This window comes from Pseudomonas sp. OV546, assembly GCF_900116845.1.
In the GTDB taxonomy this organism is placed as follows: Bacteria; Pseudomonadota; Gammaproteobacteria; order Pseudomonadales; family Pseudomonadaceae; genus Aquipseudomonas; species Aquipseudomonas petroselini.
Map to the genome: position 1 here is coordinate 97,658 of NZ_FPCE01000013.1, position 17,928 is coordinate 115,585.

Annotated in this window: 18 protein-coding genes and 1 tRNA gene; 15 read left to right on the forward strand and 4 right to left on the reverse strand. The window is 59.8% G+C overall.

What is annotated here, in order from left to right; genetic code table 11:
- The first annotated feature begins 1 nt into the window (after position 1).
- The 11 genes from BM403_RS25030 (at position 2) to BM403_RS25080 (ending at position 8,966) form a co-directional block, all read left to right on the forward strand.
- Complete coding sequence (locus BM403_RS25030) at positions 2-364, forward strand: DUF4398 domain-containing protein (RefSeq protein ID WP_015885402.1); 363 nt, start codon at positions 2-4, stop codon at positions 362-364.
- Positions 361-1,176 carry an OmpA family protein gene (locus BM403_RS25035; RefSeq protein ID WP_064052617.1) on the forward strand — a complete coding sequence of 272 codons (816 nt, stop codon included), beginning with the start codon at positions 361-363 and terminating at the stop codon, positions 1,174-1,176. The genes BM403_RS25030 and BM403_RS25035 overlap by 4 nt, the downstream gene beginning before the upstream one ends.
- 208 nt (positions 1,177-1,384) lie before the next feature.
- On the forward strand, positions 1,385-2,824 hold the full coding sequence (locus tag BM403_RS25040) for an aminotransferase-like domain-containing protein (protein WP_015885400.1): 1,440 nt from the start codon (positions 1,385-1,387) through the stop codon (positions 2,822-2,824).
- 104 nt (positions 2,825-2,928) lie between these two features.
- Positions 2,929-3,414: a translation initiation factor 2 gene (locus tag BM403_RS25045; RefSeq protein ID WP_093545526.1), complete on the forward strand. Its 486-nt coding sequence runs from the start codon at positions 2,929-2,931 to the stop codon at positions 3,412-3,414.
- Positions 3,415-3,576: 162 nt separating this feature from the next.
- Positions 3,577-3,831: a YkgJ family cysteine cluster protein gene (locus tag BM403_RS25050; protein WP_015885398.1), complete on the forward strand. Its 255-nt coding sequence runs from the start codon at positions 3,577-3,579 to the stop codon at positions 3,829-3,831.
- Positions 3,832-3,884: 53 nt separating this feature from the next.
- Positions 3,885-4,490, forward strand: a complete 606-nt coding sequence (locus BM403_RS25055) for an START domain-containing protein (RefSeq protein ID WP_093545529.1) — start codon at positions 3,885-3,887, stop codon at positions 4,488-4,490.
- A 103-nt stretch (positions 4,491-4,593) separates the two neighbouring features.
- Positions 4,594-4,830 carry a hypothetical protein gene (locus tag BM403_RS25060; protein WP_015885396.1) on the forward strand — a complete coding sequence of 79 codons (237 nt, stop codon included), beginning with the start codon at positions 4,594-4,596 and terminating at the stop codon, positions 4,828-4,830.
- A 213-nt stretch (positions 4,831-5,043) separates the two neighbouring features.
- The gene (locus tag BM403_RS25065) at positions 5,044-5,385 is read left to right on the forward strand and encodes a ribonuclease E inhibitor RraB (RefSeq protein WP_015885395.1); all 342 of its coding nucleotides are present in this window, start codon (positions 5,044-5,046) and stop codon (positions 5,383-5,385) included.
- A 416-nt stretch (positions 5,386-5,801) separates the two neighbouring features.
- The gene (locus tag BM403_RS25070) at positions 5,802-7,211 is read left to right on the forward strand and encodes a circularly permuted type 2 ATP-grasp protein (RefSeq protein WP_015885394.1); all 1,410 of its coding nucleotides are present in this window, start codon (positions 5,802-5,804) and stop codon (positions 7,209-7,211) included.
- Between the two features lie 4 nt (positions 7,212-7,215).
- Positions 7,216-8,166 carry an alpha-E domain-containing protein gene (locus BM403_RS25075; protein WP_015885393.1) on the forward strand — a complete coding sequence of 317 codons (951 nt, stop codon included), beginning with the start codon at positions 7,216-7,218 and terminating at the stop codon, positions 8,164-8,166.
- Positions 8,163-8,966: a transglutaminase family protein gene (locus BM403_RS25080; protein WP_093545532.1), complete on the forward strand. Its 804-nt coding sequence runs from the start codon at positions 8,163-8,165 to the stop codon at positions 8,964-8,966. The genes BM403_RS25075 and BM403_RS25080 overlap by 4 nt, the downstream gene beginning before the upstream one ends.
- Positions 8,967-9,129: 163 nt before the next feature.
- Here the strand turns inward: BM403_RS25080 and BM403_RS25085 are convergent, their stop codons facing one another.
- The gene (locus BM403_RS25085) at positions 9,130-9,936 is read right to left on the reverse strand and encodes a c-type cytochrome (RefSeq protein ID WP_093545535.1); all 807 of its coding nucleotides are present in this window, start codon (positions 9,934-9,936) and stop codon (positions 9,130-9,132) included.
- A gap of 647 nt (positions 9,937-10,583) precedes the next feature.
- Between BM403_RS25085 and BM403_RS25090 the strand changes: the two genes are divergently transcribed.
- The 3 genes from BM403_RS25090 to BM403_RS25100 all read left to right on the forward strand — a co-directional run bounded on the left by BM403_RS25090 (position 10,584) and on the right by BM403_RS25100 (position 14,763).
- Positions 10,584-11,789, forward strand: a complete 1,206-nt coding sequence (locus tag BM403_RS25090; RefSeq protein ID WP_093545538.1) for an acetyl-CoA C-acetyltransferase — start codon at positions 10,584-10,586, stop codon at positions 11,787-11,789.
- Between the two features lie 16 nt (positions 11,790-11,805).
- Positions 11,806-13,953 carry a 3-hydroxyacyl-CoA dehydrogenase NAD-binding domain-containing protein gene (locus BM403_RS25095; protein WP_093545541.1) on the forward strand — a complete coding sequence of 716 codons (2,148 nt, stop codon included), beginning with the start codon at positions 11,806-11,808 and terminating at the stop codon, positions 13,951-13,953.
- Between the two features lie 84 nt (positions 13,954-14,037).
- Positions 14,038-14,763 (forward strand): amidotransferase, encoded by a 726-nt coding sequence (locus BM403_RS25100; protein ID WP_046035665.1) that lies wholly within the window; start codon positions 14,038-14,040, stop codon positions 14,761-14,763.
- On the opposite strand, the gene BM403_RS25105 is transcribed toward BM403_RS25100, so the two are convergent.
- From BM403_RS25105 to BM403_RS25115, 3 genes are all read right to left on the reverse strand, one after another.
- Positions 14,760-15,731: a magnesium and cobalt transport protein CorA gene (locus BM403_RS25105; RefSeq protein ID WP_015885387.1), complete on the reverse strand. Its 972-nt coding sequence runs from the start codon at positions 15,729-15,731 to the stop codon at positions 14,760-14,762. The two genes, BM403_RS25100 and BM403_RS25105, sit on opposite strands and share 4 nt — an antisense overlap.
- A gap of 140 nt (positions 15,732-15,871) precedes the next feature.
- Positions 15,872-16,594, reverse strand: coding sequence for a lysophospholipid acyltransferase family protein (locus BM403_RS25110; protein ID WP_093545544.1), 723 nt, complete (start codon positions 16,592-16,594; stop codon positions 15,872-15,874).
- Between the two features lie 212 nt (positions 16,595-16,806).
- Positions 16,807-17,499: a crotonase/enoyl-CoA hydratase family protein gene (locus BM403_RS25115; protein WP_015885385.1), complete on the reverse strand. Its 693-nt coding sequence runs from the start codon at positions 17,497-17,499 to the stop codon at positions 16,807-16,809.
- A gap of 320 nt (positions 17,500-17,819) precedes the next feature.
- Here BM403_RS25115 and BM403_RS25120 point away from each other — a divergent pair.
- A tRNA-Ser gene (locus BM403_RS25120) sits at positions 17,820-17,909 on the forward strand.
- Positions 17,910-17,928: the final 19 nt, after the last annotated feature.

Here is a 17,928-nt window from a genome sequence, read left to right on the forward strand (position 1 = left end):
AGTGACTCTTCGACCTCTTTTCGCGGCCCTCGCCGTTGTCGCTCTGGCGGGATGTGCAGCCGATCCTGCGCCGAATGAACAAATACGCCTCACCCAGCAAGCCTTGGAACAAGCCGGCGCCGTGGGTGCCAGTGCCGATGAATCACCCGAACTGAAACTGGCCGAAGACAAATTCGCCCAGGCCAAGGCCGACATGGCTGATCAATCCTACAAGGACGCACGCATGCAGGCCGAACAGGCCGAGCTGGACGCGCGCCTGGCCGAAGCCCAAGTGCTGACCCGCAAGAGCCAGGAACAACTGAACGTGCTTAACACCCGCATCACCCGTCTGCGCAAGCAATTGCAACTGGGGGAGGCCCAATGAGCCCGATGATCCGTGGTTTGGGCTGTGCCGTGCTGTTGGGCAGTGCAGTGCTGGGCGGTTGCGCCAGCCACCCCAATGGCGAGCAGGCCTTGCAGCAGGCGGGCAGTGACTTCCAGAAGGTCAAGGAAGACGCCAATGTGTTACGCATCGCGCCCAAGGATGTGATCCGTGCCGGCGAGTCCCTGGCCCGCGCCGATCGCTTGTCCAGCTACTGGGGCAGCGGCGCCGACGTGGTGCATTACGCCTACCTGAGCCAGCGCTACAGTGCCATTGCCCGCGAGCACACCGAACAGGCGCTCAACGAAGAGCGCGGTGCCAAACTCGAGCTGGAACGCCAGCGCCTGCAACTGGCGCTGCGTGAAAGCAAGCTGATCAGCGTGCAGCAGCAAGGTAAGTGGCTTGAAGAACAGATCGCCAGCCTGGCCACCACCCAGACCGATCGCGGCCTGGTGATGACCCTGGGTGACGTGCTGTTCGACACCGGTGAGGCGGAGCTGAAAAACTCGGCCAACCGCACTGTGCTGAAAATCGTACAGTTCCTGCAACTGAACCCCAAGCGTGTGGTGCGCATCGAGGGGTATGCCGACAACACCGGCGGTGAGCGGGAAAACCTCAAACTGTCCCGCGACCGCGCACAGTCGGTGGCCGATGTACTGGTAGACCTGGGGATCGACGAAAAACGCATCCAGGTCGAGGGTTATGGCGACCAGTACCCGGTCGAAGCGAATGCCTCCGAGCGGGGCAGGGCGCAGAACCGGCGGGTGGAAATTGTGTTCTCCGACGCCAAGGGCCAGTTGGGCGCCGCCCGCTAGAAGCCTGGCGCAGATCAAAAATGTGGGAGGGGGCAAACCCCCTCCCACATTTTTTATGTGCACCTGAAATCCCAGTCACCCGCCCTACAGTTTTTACTGTCACTCCCGCCCGCGCTCGACTATTGTGGCAACTGTCCCCGTACACTTCTAAACTGTGCCGGTATGTTTCACACAAAAATAAAATACCCGTGAAATCGAGTGCTGCGTCATGACCAATCTGTTGCTTTACCAACGTATCGCCCAGCAACTGGCTGAGGATATCCGGCGCGGTGTCTATCAACCGGGGGAGCGCGTGCCTTCGGTGCGCAAGATGAGCTCCCAGCTCAACGTGAGCCACGCCACGGTGTTGCAGGCCTACGCCAACCTGGAAGACCAGGGGCTGATCCGGGCACGTCCGCAGTCCGGTTATTACGTGCATCAGACACCCGCGCTCACGGCCCCCACGCCGGACATCGCGCGGGTCGAGCGGCCGGGGTTGGTCACCCGCAGCAGCATCATTCAGCAAGTGTTGGGCGAATCCCGCCGCGAAGGGGTGTTCCCGCTGGGCGCCGCGGTGCCGAGCGTGGATTACCTGCCGGTACGGGCATTGCACCAGCAGTTGGCCAAGGTCACGCGCTTTCAGAGCCCTCGGGCCTTCAGCTATATGTTCAGCCCCGGTTTCGAACCGCTGCGCCGTCAGGTGGCGATCCGCATGCGCGATGCGGGTGTGGTGGTGGATCCTTCCGAAGTGGTGATCACCCACGGTTGCGTCGATGCCTTACAGATGTCACTGCGGGTGTTGACGCGGCCGGGCGACCTGATTGCCGCTGAGTCGCCGACGTATTACGGCCTGCTGCAGCTGGCCGATCTGCTGGGCCTCAAAGTCATCGAGATTCCCAGCGACCCTTCCACCGGCATGAGCCTGGAAGCCCTGCAACTGGCGGCGAACCAATGGTCGATCAAGGCGCTGGTATTGACCACGCGCCTGAGCAACCCGCTCGGCGGCACCATGCCCGAAGAACGGCAAAAACAGTTACTGCGCCTGGCCTCGGATTTCGATATCCAGATTGTCGAGGACGATATCTACGGCGAACTGATGTTCGAGCTCGGCCGCACCAAGGCCCTGAAAGCTTATGACCGCCTGGACCGGGTGATCTATTGCTCGAGTTTTTCCAAGACATTGTCCCCCGGCGTGCGCATCGGCTGGATGATCGCTGGCAAGTACCAGCAGGAAATCCAGCGCCTGCAGATGTTCAGCACCCACTCCGCGTGCAGTGTCACGCAGATGGGCGTTGCCGCTTACCTTGAGAATGGCGGCTACGACCGGCACCTGCGCTACATCCGGCAGGAATACCGCAAGAACCTCAGCGCGTTCCAGCTGGCGGTGCAGCAGTATTTCCCCGAAGGCACGCAGATGACTCGCCCGACCGGCGGTTTTATCCTGTGGGTCAGTTTGCCCGGACGGGTCAATACCCAGGAACTGCACGTGCGTGCCCTGCAACAGGGCATCAGCATTGCGCCAGGGTTGATTTTCAGCAACACAGAACAGTTCAACCACTGCATTCGCCTTAACTGCGGTACGCCGTGGAACCGCGAGGCAGAGCGGGCGCTGATGACCCTGGGGATGCTGGCCAGCCAGTTATGCCAGGAAACTGCAGCCGGCCTCTGAGGCGCAAAAAAGGGACAACTCCGACAGTGGGCTGATCACCACGCTTGTCATGCCGTGCACAACAAGCGAGCATATGGCCCTCTGCCGTTAATGCTGTAGGCAATATGACTCAGATTTTTCGCGCTGTTCTGGTAATTGGCCTGTTAAGCCTGTGCAACGTCAGCACAGCGCTGGCGGCGGCCCCTGTGAGCGAAACCAAGCCTGCTGCCAGCTCTGAACAGAAGACCCCTGCGAAAAAACCGGCGCCGGCCAAAAAAGCGCCCGCGGCGAAGAAGAACGCGGCCACTGTCAAAAAACGTGCTGCGAGCAAATCCAAGGCCTCCCGTGAAGTGTCCCAGACGCAATTGCCCCCTGCGCAGTTGGACCTGTCACTGCCTTCGGACATGGTCAGACACTTGCAGCCCATCGGCACCATGCCCAAGCCCAAGAGCGTGCCCCTGCTGCCGCCGATGTTCGGCGAGAAGCCCACCGACAACAGTGCATTCCAGATCAACGGCCGCCTGCTCAGCAATGAGATGAGGCTGCAATTGCGCAACGAAGAGCGGCGCGATGTGGAAGGTGCAGCGCTGGATTTCGAATTCAAGCAGTAAACTTTTCCCACAGACGTGACGTGTCCCTCCGACCATCTGTCGCAGACTGGTCAGTCACTTTTGTTTTCTGCGAAAAACCCCTGTTAGACCATTTTAAAACGGCTGTTTTAGGGCGTACTCTAGCCCGGCCATCCACATTGAGTCGTCGAGGATCTGCTGGTCATGAATTGCCGTGAAGGCTGTGGCGCTTGCTGCATCGCCCCCTCCATCAGTTCGCCATTACCGGGCATGCCACAAGGCAAACCGGCCGGCGAACGCTGCCTGCACCTGTCGGTCGAACAGCTATGCCTGCTGTTCGGGCAACCGGAGCGACCGGCGGTGTGCAGCGATTTCAAGGCGGATATCGAGGTCTGCGGCACCGACCAGGCCGATGCGATTCGCTTGATCGGCTGGTGGGAGCAGATGACGGCGGCTTGATGGGCTTTACTATCGGAACTTTTTTCGGAACTTCGACAATAAGGAATACAACAATGGGTTCGCTGAAACGAATGGCTGTGCTGTGCGGTTTTACGGTGTTGTTTGCTGCCACTGCCCAGGCTGAGGATTGGCAAGTCGCCAAGGATGAGGACGGTATCAAGGTGTCCCTGAGCGAAGTGGCCGGCTCCAAGTACAAGGCGTATCGCGGTGTGACTACGATCAAGGCGCCTTTGGCAAAAATCGTCGCCTTGCAGGAAGACGTGGCCGGTGCCTGTAAATGGATTCACGAGTGCAAGTCCCAGAAGCTGGTCGATAAGAAAGGTGACGAGAGCTGGACCTACACCCAATTCAAAGCCCCGTTCCCTGTGACCGATCGCGATTCCTACCTGCATATCACCACGACCAAGGCCGCCGACGGCACGCTGACGCGTAAACTCGAAGGTGTCCCGACCTACAAGCCTGAAGAAAAAGGCTACGTCCGCGTGGCTCAGGTCGAGGGTTTCTGGAAACTGGTGCCAAAGGGCGACAACCAGACCGAAGTCACTTACCAGGTGCACACCGAACCTGGTGGCAGCGTGCCTTCGTGGTTGGCCAACAAGTTTGTGGTGGACGCGCCGTTCAACACCTTGAAAGCCTTGAAAGAACACGCCGAAAAATAAGCGCAGTTGATCGGGTGTCTCCGACCTTGGGTGGAACGTTTGCCAAGCCCCCAAGGTCCAGATAGAGGTAAGCCCACACACGGGTTTTATCGAGGAGGCACCGATGCAAAAGTGGCAGATTACCTTTGTTGATGATCACGGCGTGCAGTCCGTTGAACAGTTCACCTGTGACCAGAAGCCCAGCCTCGAAGATGCGGCACACATGATTCGCAACAAACTGGTGCCCGTCGCCGCCGAACTGGACCTCAACGACCTGGAGGGCCGCAAGCCCGAGCCTACGGTCAAGATCCTCAAAGACCAGAACAGTATCCAGATCCTCGACATCTCTCCTGCCGCCTGAATATTCCCTGTCCACCCTTAAAGCGCCTCTGGTGGAGGTGATAGCTTCGCGCTACTCTGCAAATGAGATCAGCGAATGAATCGCTAAGGTCTGGTCTTGTCAGCTACATGCTTGTTTTCCAGCGGTGATGTTATTGCCGTAGTCCCCACGCCAGTACGGCGTGGGCTTCGGGAAGCACGGAAAGTCTATCCATCAATTTGAGGAGCACTTTTCATGAGCACAGCCTATCAAGAAGACATCAGCACCAACGTTCTGCGCCGCATGAAAGAGGGCGGCTTCGACTTTTCGCGTTTTCACCCCATCGAGTTCTACGCCATTTTCCCGGATGAGGAACGGGCGCGCAGGGCTGCGGGTGAGTTTCGCGGGGAATCCCTGAATGCCCAGGTCAGTGCGCGCGACGATGGCGCCTGGTACCTGGAACTGAGCAAAATCATGTTCGCTACCTACGACGGCATAGGAGACTTCGAGCAAGACTTTGAGGCGGTGGTCGAGCCGCTGGGTGGGATCATCGAGGGATGGGGCGTGAAGCAGGAGGTGCGTGGGTTACCCATGTAGCAGTTAGCAGTATGAGAACCACAGCGTATCGGCTGACCTTTGGGTCGGCCGATTTTGTTTGTGCTGTAGGAAAACTACTCGGAACTTGTAGCCCACTTTTCTGCACCAAAAAAAAGCCACCCAAAGAGGGTGGCCTAAAGGGAAGAGCGGTGGGCTGAACCTGTAGGACGCATCCTGTTCAGCAGATGGTTGTGATTATCCGCAGGCTTGGCCGGGCAGTGAAATCAACTCTGGCTATGCTGTTGATAGTCAAAGCCCGCATTGCGATGAAGCGTGGGGCTGTGCACCGGGCATTCTGCGCACCAGGACGGTGCGGTCAGATTTTTATGTTTATTTAACTCACTGATTTTTAAGTGTTTATGCCGCTGGCACGGGCCTTGCGATGGTTCTCGCGTCCGGGTGACAAGGAGTTCGGCATGATCCGCACTTATTACGATGAGATGTACGATGGGGCAGGGCAGGTCCGGCCTCATTACCGCGAGTTCGCCCGCTGGTTGGCCGACACGCCTGCTGAACTGCTGGCGCAACGCCGGCGCGAAGCCGATTTGCTGTTCCACCGCGCCGGGATCACCTTCACGCTCTACGGGGACGAGCAGGGCACCGAGCGCCTGATCCCCTTTGACACCATCCCACGCAGCATCCCCGCCAGCGAATGGCGGATTGTCGAGCGCGGCTGCATCCAGCGGGTCAAGGCGCTTAATATGTTTCTCGCCGACCTGTATCACGAACAACGCATCATCAAGGCCGGGATCATCCCCGCCGAACAGGTCCTGGCCAACGAGCAATACCAACTGGCCATGCAAGGCCTGGACCTGCACCGCGACCTGTATTCCCACATCTCCGGGGTCGACCTCGTCCGCGATGGCGACGGCACGTACTACGTGCTGGAAGACAACCTGCGTACACCGAGCGGCGTCAGCTACATGCTCGAAGACCGCAAGATGATGATGCGCCTGTTCCCCGAACTGTTCGCCGCCCAACGCATCGCGCCCATCGATCACTACCCCAACCTGTTGCTGGATACCCTGAAAAGCTCCAGCCCCCTGGACAACCCCAGCGTGGTGGTATTGACCCCGGGTCGCTTCAACAGCGCGTTCTTTGAACATGCCTTTCTGGCCCGTGAAATGGGCGTGGAACTGGTGGAAGGCGCCGACCTGTTCGTGCGCGATGACCGCGTCTTCATGCGTACCACCGATGGCCCCAAGGCCGTGGACGTGATCTACCGTCGCCTTGATGACGCCTTTCTCGACCCCTTGGCCTTCAACCCGGACTCCATGCTCGGCGTGCCCGGCCTGCTCGCGGCCTACCGCTCCGGCAATGTGGTGCTGGCCAATGCCATCGGCACCGGGGTGGCGGATGACAAGTCGGTGTACCCCTTCGTCACCGAGATGATCCGTTTTTACCTGGATGAAGAACCGATCCTGAAGAATGTTCCGACCTTCCAGTGCCGTAAGCCCGACGAACTTTCCCACGTATTGGCCAACCTGCCCGACCTGGTCGTGAAGGAAACCCAAGGCTCCGGCGGCTACGGCATGCTGGTGGGCCCGGCGTCCACCGCAGCGGAAATCGAAGCCTTCCGTGCCCGTATCAAGGCCAAGCCCCACGCCTATATCGCCCAGCCGACCCTGTGTTTATCCACCTGCCCGACGTTTGTCGAAAACGGCATTGCGCCCCGCCATATCGACCTGCGCCCGTTCGTGTTGTCCGGCAAGGAAACCCGTGTGGTCCCCGGCGGCTTGACCCGCGTTGCATTGCGCGAAGGCTCGCTGGTGGTCAACTCGTCCCAGGGTGGCGGCACCAAAGACACGTGGGTGGTCGAGGACTGATGCCATGTTGAGTAGAACTGCCTCGGATTTGTACTGGATGTCGCGCTACCTTGAACGCGCGGAGAACCTCGCGCGCATGCTCGACGTCAGCTATTCGCTGTCGCTGATGCCCCAGGATGGGCGCGGTGATGGCCTGCATGAACTGGCCATGCCGCTGTTGATCACCGGCACCCTGGAGGATTACCACGCACGTCACGGTGAATTGCACGCTGAACGCCTGCTGCACTTCTTTGCTCTGGATGCGGCCAACCCGGCCAGTATCTACAGTTGTCTCGGCGCCGCGCGGGCCAGCGCCCATGCGGTGCGTGGGCGAATTACCGCCGACATGTGGGAAAACATCAACGCTACCTGGTTGGATATTCGTGATATCGCCCAGCAGGGCCTGAGCCGTTATGGCATGAGTCGGTTCTGTGAGTGGGTCAAGGAGCGTTCCCATCTGTTCCGGGGCGCTACCTACGGCACCATCATGCGCAACGATGCTTTCCGCTTTATTCGCCTCGGCACGTTTATCGAACGCGCCGACAACACGCTGCGCTTGCTGGACGCACGCTATGAAATGGCCGGTGACCAGGCCGAAGCCGTCACCGATGGCACTGCGCATGCCTACTATCAATGGAGTGCCTTGCTGCGGGCCTTGTCGTCGTTCGAGGCCTACACTGAGATTTATCGTGATGCGCCCGGCGCCCGGCAAGTCGCTGAGTTGCTGCTGCTGCGCGCCGATGTGCCGCGCTCACTGCGTGCCTGCAGCGAAGAGATTGACCAGATCCTGGCCAGCCTGCCCGGCATCAACGGCCGCCCGGCCCAGCGCCTGGCCGCCGAGATGGATGCGCGCCTGCGCTTTACCGCCATTGATGAAATCCTTGAGGAAGGCCTGCACGCCTGGCTGACCGACTTTATCCCCTTGGTCCGCCAATTGGGCGACGCCATCTACAGTTCCTACCTGGAGGCCGCATGAGACTCTCCATCAGCCACGAAACCACTTACCACTACGAAGACCAAGTGCGCGCCAGCATCCAGTACCTGCGCCTGACCCCCCATGACAGCGAGCGCCAGCATGTGCTCAGTTGGCAACTCGACCTCCCGCGTCCGGTGCGTGCCCAGGTGGACCCGTTCGGCAACATCCTGCATGTGCTGACCCTGGATGAACCCCACGACGCCATCATCATCGGTGCGCGTGGCCAAGTGGACATCGACGAACTGCGCGAGGCCGAACACGAGAGCCAATCGGCATTCCCGTTCCTGCGCTGCACCCGCTTGACCGAGCCCGATGAAGCGCTGCGCGGCTTTGCCGACCAGCATTGCCATCAACGTCGCGATCGCACGGCGTTGATCGACCTGATGCATGCACTTAACCAAGCGATGATCTACACGCCGGGCGCGACCGAAGTCGACACCTGCGCCGCCCAAGCCTTCGCCGGCCGTGCGGGCGTGTGCCAGGACCACACCCACGCGTTTTTGGCCTGCGCACGCAGCCTGGGGATCCCTGCGCGGTATGTGTCGGGGTATTTGTATTCCGAGGACAGCACGCACCTGGCCAGCCATGCCTGGGCCGAAGCCTGGCTGGATGACGCTTGGTACAGCTTTGACGTGACCAACCAGCTGGCCCGCCCGGAGCGGCATTTGAAACTGGCGGTAGGGTTGGATTACCTGGATGCCTGTCCGGTGCGCGGCATGCGTCGCGGCGGCGGTCATGAGCAGATGCACGCGAAGGTGTTCGTGGCGCCGACGCCGGTGATTTCCGTCCAGCAGCAATAGCGTGATCGCGGGTCTGCCAGAGGTTTTGTGGCTTGTAGTGAGCGGGCTTGCCCCGCGCTGGGCTGCGAAGCGGCCCTGATCAAGCAGAATGCGGTGCATCAGGTATTGCCGAGGCGCCTGGATCAGAGCTGCTTCGCAGCCCAGCGCGGGGCAAGCCCGCTCACTACAAGGGCTGTTTACGCGCGGCCATGTGCTTTAGATACTCAACCAATAAATCCAGCTCATTGTCCGGCAACACGCTGGCGGCGAATGCCGGCATCTTCGCCTGTGGCCAATGCCGCAGGCTCTGCGGGTCACGGATATAGCGCTTGAGGAAATCACCGCCAAAATACTCGGTGGGGTTATAAGGGACATTCAGGTCCGGCCCCACCTGTGCATCACCGGCGCCATTGAGGCGGTGACAGGCCAGGCAGTTTTTCTGGAACAGCGCAAAGCCCTGGTTGATCGGGTCATTGGGCGCCAGCGTCGGGTCGGGCAACAACGCCGGAAAACGCTCCGCCACGGTCTTCAACTGCTTTATCCCGGAGATCTGGAACGGCCACTGCTCCGGGCTGATAGACCCGGCCTGTGGGTCGGTCCACACCAGGTAGAACGGCCCGGCACTCGGTTTGCCATCCGCCAGTGCGGGCCATGGCTGGGCGGGGTCCTCCACCGCGAGCCAGGCGCGTGCACCGTGGTTTTCCAGCAGCGGCGCAGCCGTGAGTTCGGCGGCGAATCCATCGAGGGCAACGGCTTGCAGGTGGCTCTCAGGTTTCAAACCCGGTATGAGCACCGCCAGCGGCACTGCACGATAGGTCATGGTGCGCTTGTAGGACACGTCATCAACGATCTGCACCGTTTGCGCTTGCGGGTGCTTGAGCAGGTCGGCGGTCTGCCAGGTCTTGCGGGTGTGGTCGAGTTCGACGGTCAATTGCGCGGCTGAAGCGGGAAGGCCGATCAGCAAGGCGAGGAGGGCAAGGATGGCTTTCAAGATGCAGGCTCGAATCAACGTGGCGATTGGGCTCACGATACCGGAAATCGGCGCGTAAAAAGACAGCCCCTGCAGGACCGCTATGCGCAATGTCCCGGCAGGCGCTGCCAAAAACTGCAAACCCTGTGCTGTGATTGCACGGAATGGGGCCGTGGAGGGGTCACCCAATAACCTTGGTTAAGTTGGGCAAGATCAAAATCAGTGTGGTGGCGAACAGAATGAGTCCCGCCTGACGTACTTTCGAATGTTTAAACATGGCTGACTGCCTTTTGTTGTTATTCCTGAGCGTCAAATACGTGCCGGTTTTATTTCAGTATGGCGAGATGACGTGTCACTTTTCTTACAGCTGCTCCAGCAAAACCCGGCAGCAACTTCTTACTGATTCAACCTTAGAGCCCTCGTTCTTCTTGGCTTAGACCCATTTCATATCAGCTAATCAGCATTTCAGCTTAAAAAGGCATGAGGCATAACGCCATCTTGGCGCCAATGCCTTGGCTAGACAGCTAAAACGATTAATCAGGTAATTACCTTAGGAGGCTACCGTTCGTCCGAGCGAGTGGGTCAAAAGCAATGAGCGCATCCGTCATTGAAACCGTGTCAATCGGGCCTAAGGTAGAGGCACACCTGCACAGCGGTTCGAGGACGTCATGACCCAAGCTTTGATCTTTGATGCGATACGTACGCCCCGTGGCAAAGGCAAGTCGGACGGCGCCTTGCACAGCGTCAAGCCGGTTAACCTGGTAGCCTGTTTGCTCACCGCCCTGGCCCGACGCAGCGACCTCGACACCCAACAAGTGGACGACATCGTGCTCGGTTGCGTGACCCCGGTGGGCGACCAGGGTGCGGACATCGCCAAGACCGCCGCCCTGGTGGCCGACTGGGACATCAGCGTCGCAGGCGTCCAGATCAACCGCTTTTGCGCGTCTGGCCTGGAAGCGGTCAACCTGGGCGCGATGAAGGTGCGCTCCGGCTTCGAAGACCTCGTGGTGGTCGGTGGCGTCGAGTCCATGTCCCGCGTGCCCATGGGCAGTGACGGAGGCGCCTGGGTGCTCGACCCGCAGACCAATCTGCACAGCCACTTCACCCCACAGGGCATCGGCGCGGACTTGATCGCTACCCTCGAGGGGTTCACCCGCCAGGACGTCGATGCCTTTGCCCTGCATTCACAACAGAAAGCGGCCAGGGCACGGGCAGACGGTTCCTTCAACACGTCGCTGATTGCGGTGCAGGACCAGAACGGCATTGTGCTGCTCGACCATGATGAATTTATTCGCGGCGACTCCACCCTTGAAGGCCTTGGCAAGCTCAAGCCCAGCTTCGAAATGATCGGGCAGATGGGCTTCGATGCCACTGCGCTGCGGGTCTACAGCCATGTGGAGCGCATCAACCATGTACACACGCCGGGCAACAGCTCCGGCATCGTCGATGGCGCCGCGTTGATGTTGATCGGCTCCGAGGCTAAGGGCCGCGAACTTGGCCTGCAGCCCCGGGCGCGTATTGTAGCCACGGCGGTCACCAGCACTGACCCGACCATCATGCTTACCGGCCCCGCGCCTGCCACGCGCAAGGCCCTGGCCAAGGCTGGGTTGCGCGTTGAAGACATCGACCTGTTCGAGGTCAACGAAGCGTTTGCCTCGGTGGTGCTCAAGTTCATCAAGGACATGCGCATCGACGCGGCACGCGTCAACGTGAACGGCGGCTCTATCGCCATGGGCCATCCGCTGGGCGCCACCGGCTGCGCGATCCTCGGCACCCTGCTCGACGAACTGGAAGTGCGACAGCAGCGCTACGGCCTGGCCACGTTGTGTGTCGGCGGTGGCATGGGCATCGCCACCATTATCGAACGCCTCTGAGCCCAAGGAATCTGTCATGACCCAAGCCATTCGTTACGAAAAAGGCCAGGACGGCATTGTCGTGCTGACCCTCGACATGCCCGGCCAGAGCGCCAACACCATGAACAGCGTGTACCGCGAGGCCATGGCGGCCACGGTCGAACGCCTGGAGGCGGAAAAAGACGGCCTTGCCGGGCTGGTCATCACCTCGGCCAAAAAGACATTTTTTGCGGGTGGCGACCTGAATGAACTGATCAAGGTCGACACGGCTCACGCCAAGGCTTTTTACGACAGCGTGTTGGTGTTGAAGGCACAGCTGCGGCGCCTGGAAACCCTCGGCAAGCCCGTGGTGGCCGCCATCAATGGCGCGGCGCTGGGAGGCGGCTGGGAGATTTGCCTGGCCTGCCATTACCGTGTCGCGCTGGACGACAAATCGGTGCAGCTTGGCCTGCCGGAAGTCACCCTGGGCCTGCTGCCGGGTGGCGGTGGGGTGGTGCGCATGGTGCGTTTGCTGGGGCTGGAAAAGGCCTTGCCGTATTTGCTCGAAGGCAAGAAAGTGCGGCCGCAACAGGCACTGCAAGCCGGTCTGGTCAATGAGCTGGCGGCGGACCGCGAAGCGTTGCTGGCCAAGTCACGCGCCTGGATCCTGGCCAATCCGGACGCCAAACAGCCGTGGGACAACAAAGCCTACCAGATCCCCGGCGGTATGCCGTCGAGCCCGAAAGTTGCCCAGATGCTGGCGATCGCGCCATCGATTTTGCGCAGTAAAACCCAGGGCTGTTTCCCCGCCCCGGAGAAAATCCTCTGCGCTGCCGTCGAAGGCGCCCAAGTGGACTTCGACACCGCACACCTGATCGAAACCCGTTATTTCACCGAGTTGGTGACCGGGCAGGTGGCGAAAAACATGATCGGCACTTTCTGGTTCCAGCTCAACGAGATCAACGCCGGCCGTTCACGGCCGCAAGGGTTTGTACCCTATGTCACACGTAAAGTCGGCGTGCTGGGTGCGGGGATGATGGGGGCGGGGATCGCTTACGTCAGCGCCAGCGCAGGCATCGACGTGGTACTCAAGGACGTCAACCTGGCCGCCGCCGAGAAGGGCAAGGCGCATTCGGTGGCGCTGCTGGACAAGAAGGTCAGCCGTGGTCAGTTGACGGCGCAACAGCGTGAAGCCACCTTGGCGCGTATTCATCCTACGGCCTCCGATGCCGACTTGGCGGGTTGCGACCTGATCATCGAGGCGGTGTTCGAAGACCGCGAACTCAAGGCCAAGGTCTCGGCTGCTGCGCAAAGCGTGGTTGGCGCCGAGGCCGTGATCGCCTCCAACACGTCCACCTTGCCGATCAGCGGTTTGGCCACGGCGGTGCCGGATCAGGCCAAGTTCATCGGCCTGCACTTCTTCAGCCCGGTGGACAAGATGCCCTTGGTGGAAATCATCAAGGGTACCCACACCAGCGACGAAACCCTGGCCCGAGGGTTCGATTTCGTACTGCAAATCAAGAAAACTCCGATCGTGGTCAACGACAGTCGTGGGTTCTTCACCTCGCGGGTGTTTGGCACCTTCACCAACGAAGGCATTGCCATGTTGGGCGAAGGCGTGGCGGCGCCGATGATCGAGACCGAAGCCCGCAAGGCCGGCATGCCGGTGGGGCCGTTGGCGGTGTCGGATGAAGTCTCCCTCAGCCTGATGAGCCATATCCGACAGCAGACGTCCAAGGATCTGCAGGCAGAAGGCAAGGCCGTGCCGACACACCCGGCGACGGCAGTGATCGATCTGTTGGTCAACGAATACAAGCGCGTAGGCAAGGCGGCGGGGGGCGGTTTCTATGAATACCCCAGCGGTGGGCAAAAGTACCTGTGGCCAGAGTTGAAAAGCCGCTTTGAACGGCCCGACCAACGCATCTCGCCACAAGATGTGCGCGACCGCCTGCTGTTTATCCAGGCCATCGAGACCGTGCGCTGTGTCGAGGAGGGGGTGTTGATGTCCACGGCAGATGCGAACGTGGGGTCTATTTTCGGCATCGGTTTCGCGGCCTGGAGCGGCGGCGCTCTGCAGTTCATCAACCAATATGGGTTGAACGACTTTGTCGCCCGCGCTCGTTACCTGGCCGAGCAATATGGCGAACGGTTCGCACCGCCGACATTGTTGTTGGATAAAGCGGCACGCGGTGAAGTGTTCCGGTGATCGAGCGGGGGCTTGCCTTGAAGGGGTATTTCAAGGCAGGCTCTGGGGTGTGCAATATTCCCATCACCGTGTCAGGTATTTTTTATGTCGCTACGCGTCTGTATCCTGGAAACCGATATCCTGCGTCCAGGCTTGATCGATCAATACCAAGGGTACGGGCAGATGTTCAAGCGCCTGTTCTCCAAGCAGCCGATCCCCGCCGAGTTTGTCGTCTATAACGTGGTGAACGGTGAATACCCGTCCGACGACGAAGTGTTCGACGCGTACCTGGTGACCGGCAGCAAGGCCGATTCCTTCGGCACTGACCCGTGGATCCAGACCCTCAAGACCTATCTGCTCGAACGTTACGAGCGCGGCGACAAGCTGCTCGGTATCTGCTTTGGTCACCAATTGCTGGCGCTGCTGCTGGGCGGCAAGGCTGAACGCGCCAGCCAGGGTTGGGGCATTGGCATCCACGACTACAAGCTCGATGCCAAGGCGCCGTGGATGAGCCCGGAAGTGGAAGAGCTGACGCTATTGATCAGCCATCAGGACCAGGTCACCACACTGCCGGAAAATGCCACGGTCATTGCGTCGAGCGCTTTTTGCCCGTTCGCGGCGTATCACATCGGCGATCAGGTGCTGTGCTTCCAGGGCCACCCGGAATTTATCCACGACTATTCCCGCGAGTTGCTGGAAATTCTTCAGACAACCCTGGGCGAAAAGATCTACACAAACGGCGTGGCCAGCCTGGAGCGCGACCACCACGGGGCGACCGTGGCGGAATGGATGATGCGCTTTGTGGCGCATAAACCCGAGGCTCAGGTTTAAAGCCAGCCCGAACGCTTGAAACTCGCCCACAAGCCGGTGCAACCGGTCGCAATCAACCCGAGCACCGCAAAATAGCCGTAGTGCCATTGCAGCTCGGGCATGTTCTGGAAGTTCATCCCATAAATCCCCGCCACCGCGGTGGGGAACGCCAGGATCGCCGCCCACGCGGCGAACTTGCGCTGCACCACGCTCTGGCGTGAAGCCTCGAGTAACACGCCGATTTCGATGGTCTGGCTGGCAATATCGCGCAGGGTGGTGAGGTCTTCCATCTGCCGCGTCACGTGGATCTGCACATCGCGGAAATACGGGCGCATGTTCTTGTCGATAAACGGGAAGTTGAGTTTCTGCAGCTCCTGGCTGATCTCCACCATCGGCGCCACATAGCGCTTGAGCCGCAGCACATCGCGGCGCAGGCCATGGATCTTCTGGATGTCGCGTTCACTCAGCGAACTGCACAGCACATTGCGCTCCAGTTCATCGATCTCGGCATGGATCGCTTCGCTCACCGGTTGGTAGTTTTCGGTGACGAAATCCAACAGCGCATAGAGTACGAAATCTTCCCCATGCTCCAGCAACAGCGGCCGTGCCTCACAGCGCTGGCGCACAAAGCCGTAGGACGCGGAATGACCGTTGCGAGCGGTGATGATGTAGCCGTTGCCGGCAAAGATATGGGTCTCGATAAACTCCAGCTTGCCGTTCTCGCGTACCGGTGAATAGGTGACGATAAACAGCGCGTCGCCAAAGGTTTCCAGCTTGGGGCGGCTGTGTTTTTCCAGGGCGTCTTCGATGGCCAGTTCATGCAGATTGAACTGACGTTGCAGGTTGGCCAGTTCCTGCGCGTCGGGTTCTTCCAGGCCGATCCACACAAAGTGGCCGGGTTTGGCGGCCCAGGCCGCGCCTTCATCAAGGGTGATATCAGTGACTTTCTTACCGGCGCTATAGACGGCGGCCGCAACAACTCTACCCATGGTGCTGATCACTTCTTATTGGGAGGACACGTGTTGGGCAGCTTAGCCTGAATGGCGTTCCGTCGTAGCCGTCGTTTCTGCAAGCTTTTGTAGTGAGCGAGCTTGCTCGCGCTGGGGGGCGAAGCGCCCCCTGGCGGTCTTCAACCAGCCCGCACTTCGCGATCCATCGCCTCAATACACGCCGCCATCTGCGCATGGCAAGCCTGCATCAACGCCGGGATGTCATCCGAAGTCAGGCCAATTGTAGGAATTGGCGCCAACGAACGTATGATCACATCACCACTGTTCCAGCGATTGAGCTGCATGTGCGTGACGTAATTGCTGACGCACACCTGCACGATGGGCACCCCGGCCGCAATCGCCATATGGAACGCGCCCTTCTTGAACGGCAGTAAACCTTTGCCCAGGTTGCGCGTGCCTTCCGGAAACACCCAGATCGACGTGTCTTCGTGCTGCAAGGTACGGGTGGTGGTGAGCATCGCACGGCGTGCCTTGTGCGCATTGCCCCGGTCGATCAGCACATTGCCCGCCAGCCAGAACAACTGGCCGAACAGCGGCACCCATTTCAGGCTTTTCTTGGCGATACACACCGTGCGGTGGGGCACCACGTTGCCGAACACAAACAGGTCATAGTTGGACTGATGGTTGGCGATGATCACGCAGGTGCCAGGCTTGTTGCGCAGCGAGTCCACATCGGCTTTCACCTTCAGCCGCAGGATCCACATGGCCGGCAACGCGTAGAGGCGAGCACACAGGCGGCTGTTGTCCGGGTTGAACGGCCGGCACAGACCGACCAGCACACCCAGCACGCCAGCGAGCATAAAGTGCAGGCCCATCAACAACATACGCAACAGAAAAAGCATCGACACGGTCCATCGGGACAAAAGGTGGCGCAGTGTACGGTTGTGCACTGTATTCGGCAATTACCCCGGCAGAGGTAGGAGATAGGCGATGTTTAAGAGCATGTTTCAACATCTGCCGACACGGGCACGCTAGAGGGGCTGAAGGTGTTGCGAAAGTGTGTGTAAGAAAAAGCCCGACTCTAGGTCGGGCTTTGACGTATCAGGCGTAGGGCTTAACTCAGAATATGCCCCTGGTCCTGAATAATGGCGTCATCCAAGGCTTCCAACAGTTCTTTACGCACCTTCAACTTGGTGTGTTTGTGGGCGTTCATATTGAGCTTCTTCAACTGACGCGCGGCTTCCAGCGCGGCGGCATGCAACTCCTCCGGTGCCACCACCTTGTCGAGGAAGCCCGCTTGCAACGCGCCCTGCGGGTCAAACATCTCGGCATTGATCACCGAGCGGTGGAAGGCGGATTTACGCAGACGATCCCGCGCCAACTCGATACCGGCGTGGTGCATGGTCATGCCGATCGCCACCTCGTTCAGGCCAATGCTGAACGGGCCTTCCACCCCAATCCGATAATCCGCCGATAGCAGCAAAAAGGCGCCCTTGGCCACCGCATGCCCAGGGCACGCCACAATCACCGGGAAAGGGTGCGACAACAGACGACGCGCCAACGTCGAACCCGACGTCACCAGGCCGATCGCCTCTTTAGGGCCGGCGGTCATCACCTTCAAATCATAACCACCCGACAGAATCCCCGGCGTGCCGGTGATCACCACCACCGCCCGGTCCTTCTCGGCCTGGTCCAGCGCTTCATTAAACGCACTGACCACCGCCGGAGAAATGGCATTCACCTTGCCGTTGCTCAAGGTCAGGGTCGCGATACCGTCTTCGAGGTGGTAGGCAATCAACTCACTCATGACGCGGTTCCTTGTAGGACTTGTTATAGAAGTATGCAGCAGACGTTACCCACCACGCCCGCCCCGGTAAAGCGTTGTGACTGACTGGCCAGTCAGGGTTTTCCCCTGCACAGGGCGCCCAAATGCCGGGGGCAGGGCGCAATCGCCGTCCCAGACACACACCGCCAATGCCTGAGAATGGCACAATCACCGCCCCTTGCCGGGCATTGAGCGGCACAACCTGCTAACCGCATGAATATTCTGAAAAAAACCTTTGCCATCAGAAAGGCTTTCGACTACATTAGCGCGCCTCGACAGACTGAACTGGTTTGACGAGATACGGTGAAGTGTCCGAGTGGCTTAAGGAGCACGCCTGGAAAGTGTGTATACAAGAAATTGTATCGAGAGTTCGAATCTCTCCTTCACCGCCACATTCTGAAAACGCAAACC